Raw genomic sequence first — 3,050 nt, forward strand, 5'->3', positions numbered from 1 at the left:
GATCAAGTAGTTCTCGAGTGGTGGGAGGCAAATGCATTGCTGCCTCCCAGTAGTGGAAACGAGTAGCCCGCGGAGCCTCAGTAACCGTGGGCTGCCACATACTGCGGGAGGGTGTCGTCCCGCAGCGCCGCGGCCACTTCCCCGATCCCCGCGTAATCCGGCAGAACGATCGATTGTCCGTCCGGGGAAGTACCCGTGCCCGCGGTGGGCAAGGTGAAGAAGACTGATGCCGTGGGATCCACGGTGCGGAGTCCGTAGGCCAGGATGGCGACGGACATCGGGTCAAAGCCGTCGTCCACGGTGAGGTCATTGGCTGCGAATTGGACGAGTCCCAGCACGCCGGCAGGATTCTGCACGCCTCCCGAAAGCTTGACCAGGAGAGCGCGGAGGAACGTCTGCTGGTCGCGGACGCGCTGGTAGTCGCCGTCGACGAAGGCATGGCGCTCGCGGACAAACTCCAGGGCGGCCTGTCCATCCAAGTGGTTGATGCCGGCCACGAATTGATGCTGGGTCTCAATAGTGGAGGTGAACGGCAGCGTGACATTGACGTCGATGCCACCTAAGGCATCCGTGAGGAGTTTGAAGCCGTGGAAATCAAGCATGACCGTGTGGTCCACATGGGCGCCGAGCAGCGATTCCACCGTACGGACCACCAGGGGGGTGCCTCCCAGACCAAGGGCCGAATTTACTTTTGACGCGCCGAAGCCGGGGATGTCCACCCAATTGTCGCGCATGATCGAAATACCGTAGACCTTGTGCCGGTCCGCCGGAACGTGGATCAGCATCAGGCAATCCGAACGTTGGTCCGATGCCTGGCCTGTTGTGATGGTCTGGTTGTTCTCCTCTTTGGCATTTTCACGGCTGTCACTGCCGATCACCAGGATGTTCATTGGCGCCGCCGGAAGCTCCGGGATTGTCGGCGGGGCAGGTGCGGGGGCGGGTGCGGCAGCGGTTGGCTTACGGGTTTGAGTTGCCGACGGCGTGGGGGTCGCGGTGGGGCTTGAGGAGGACGGTGCGGAGGACGGGGTCTTGTTGGATCCGGCGATGACCGCGGCCAAAACCACCACCAGGGCCAGCAAAACTGCCAGTCCCGCCGCAAGCCACAGTCGCCGTCGTCCGTTCATGTCCGGAACGTATCACCCAGGTGGGTTAAAAACGCGGCAGGGAAGGCCTCATTTCGGCCACAAAAATCACCCGAGCGCAGTCCTGGTGTCTCGACAAAATAACGTCTTGGTAGCACGATGAGAGATAAATCTCTCGCCTTCACATGGGCCGGTTTTGCCGTGTCCTTTCGGTTCCGTAATGGGGGGGCTCTCGGCCCACGGAACCGGACGTTATCCCTGCGAGCAAGGGAGGATCCTGCATGGCCCCAACGCCGTGGCGCCGCGCCGTATGCGGGGGACGGGCAGCAGTTGCGAGCTGAAGTTCATAGGGAATTAAAAGAAACCGAGTCACCGTCAAACGACGCCATGGTCTCCGGCGCCTCAAAATTTCCAGGCTAATAACAGCCGGTCAGCAAAGATTTTCCTAAGGAATGAGTCTTATGACTGCTCATCCAAAACCCCTCTTATTGCCGCGCCTTCGGGCGCTCATGATTTTGCTCCTTGCCCTGGTATTGCCGGTCGCGCTCAGCGGCACAGCGGCAGCGGACACTGGCAAATCCCCAAGGACGTGGACCGTCCAGGTCGGCTCCGAATCGTCGGACCAGGCCATCCAGGGAATGTCCTTCCTGCCGAAGAACATCTACATCAATGCGGGTGACAAGGTCACCTGGGAGGCCAACGCGGCCGAAATACATACAGTCACGTTCCTGGCCGCCGGGCAAACCATCGAGTCCACGCAACCCTTTGATCCATTCAGTCCCCTCTATATATCCGCGCAGGGCGGCACCTCCTACGACGGGCACTCCTATTACAACTCCGGCGTGATGTCGAACGTCTCGAACAGTGGGTTCGCCGAAGTCGGTTCCTACACCTTGAAGTTCCCGGATGCCGGCGATTTCACGTACTACTGCCTGGTGCATGGCGCGGCCATGAAGGGCACAGTCCACGTGCGGGCCAAGGGTACGGACTACCCATACACCCAGGAGCAATACAACAACCGGGTAGAGCGGGCTGAACGGGCCATCATCCGTGACGGCAACCAGCTATGGAGCGACGCCCGCGACCAAGCGGACAACCACACCGTGATTGCCGGAGCCGACGACGGCGTGGCCAGCGTCATGCGGTTCATCGAGCCAAAGGTGGTCATCCATGTTGGCGAGAGCGTGAGCTTCGTGAACAACGGCATGGGCGAGCCGCACACGGTGACCTTCGGTGCCGAGCCGGCCAACCCGTTCCCACCGCTGGGCGATCCGACGAATTACACGGGCGGGCAGCTCAATTCTGGGATCTTGCCGCCGGGCGTGACGTTCACGGTGACCTTCAACAAGGCAGGGGTGTACGACTACATCTGCGCACTCCACGACTACTTTGGAATGGTCGGCAAGGTGGTGGTGAAGGACTAGCTGCTGATTCGAACGCATACTGGGGCTTGTTTCCCGTACGTGGTAGTTTCTTGCATATCCGGGGCTGGTTTCCTGCATGGGCGCTACAAACACCCGGCCGGGAACCAAGCCCCGGGTTGCGGCGGGCCGTGAGCAGGCGGTGCGCACCGCCGTCGTACGCGTTGTATTCTGTACGCTTAGCTGAATTAATAAGCAACCTTATGAAATGAGTCTTTGCGCCATGTTGGACAGCCCTCATACGTACTCGAGTGCACTGGGCGCCCCCGGCTTTCCGGCCGGAACTTTCCTCTTTGACCCGCTCACCGGGAAAGCGGAATGGTCCGACGGGCTCTTCAATCTCCACGGCTACCAGCGTGGGGTAGTAGTGCCCACGCTCGAGCTGCTGATGTCGCACAAGCACCCGGATGACCGGCCGCGGGCCATGGAGATCCTGGCTCAGGTATTCCGCGAGGGCGGACACTTCTGCATTTACCACCGGATCATCGACGCGCAGGGACATGTCCGCAGGTCCTGACGGCGGGGAATGCGCAACGGGGCCCCTCGG

The 3,050-nt window shown here is 61.0% G+C and carries 3 protein-coding genes; 2 read left to right on the forward strand and 1 reads right to left on the reverse strand.

The genetic code is table 11. The annotated features are described in order from the left end of the window. Positions 1–77: 77 nt before the first annotated feature. Positions 78–1,124, reverse strand: coding sequence for an LCP family protein (locus AHiyo1_RS18735; protein WP_059389555.1), 1,047 nt, complete (start codon positions 1,122–1,124; stop codon positions 78–80). Positions 1,125–1,543: 419 nt separating this feature from the next. On the opposite strand from AHiyo1_RS18735, the gene AHiyo1_RS18740 reads away from it, so the two are divergent. Further along, positions 1,544–2,506 carry a plastocyanin/azurin family copper-binding protein gene (locus tag AHiyo1_RS18740; protein ID WP_059389556.1) on the forward strand — a complete coding sequence of 321 codons (963 nt, stop codon included), beginning with the start codon at positions 1,544–1,546 and terminating at the stop codon, positions 2,504–2,506. A 205-nt stretch (positions 2,507–2,711) separates the two neighbouring features. Next, complete coding sequence (locus tag AHiyo1_RS18745; RefSeq protein WP_253257455.1) at positions 2,712–3,020, forward strand: PAS domain-containing protein; 309 nt, start codon at positions 2,712–2,714, stop codon at positions 3,018–3,020. Positions 3,021–3,050: the final 30 nt, after the last annotated feature.

The sequence above is a fragment of the Arthrobacter sp. Hiyo1 genome, from assembly GCF_001263615.2.
GTDB lineage: Bacteria > Actinomycetota > Actinomycetes > Actinomycetales > Micrococcaceae > Arthrobacter.

Coding starts and splice junctions, on each gene's coding strand:
- AHiyo1_RS18735 (WP_059389555.1), bottom strand. CDS start 1,124: ATGAACGGACGACGGCGACTGTGGCTTGCGGCGGGACTGGCAGTTTTG.
- AHiyo1_RS18745 (WP_253257455.1), top strand. CDS start 2,712: ATGAGTCTTTGCGCCATGTTGGACAGCCCTCATACGTACTCGAGTGCA.
- AHiyo1_RS18740 (WP_059389556.1), top strand. CDS start 1,544: ATGACTGCTCATCCAAAACCCCTCTTATTGCCGCGCCTTCGGGCGCTC.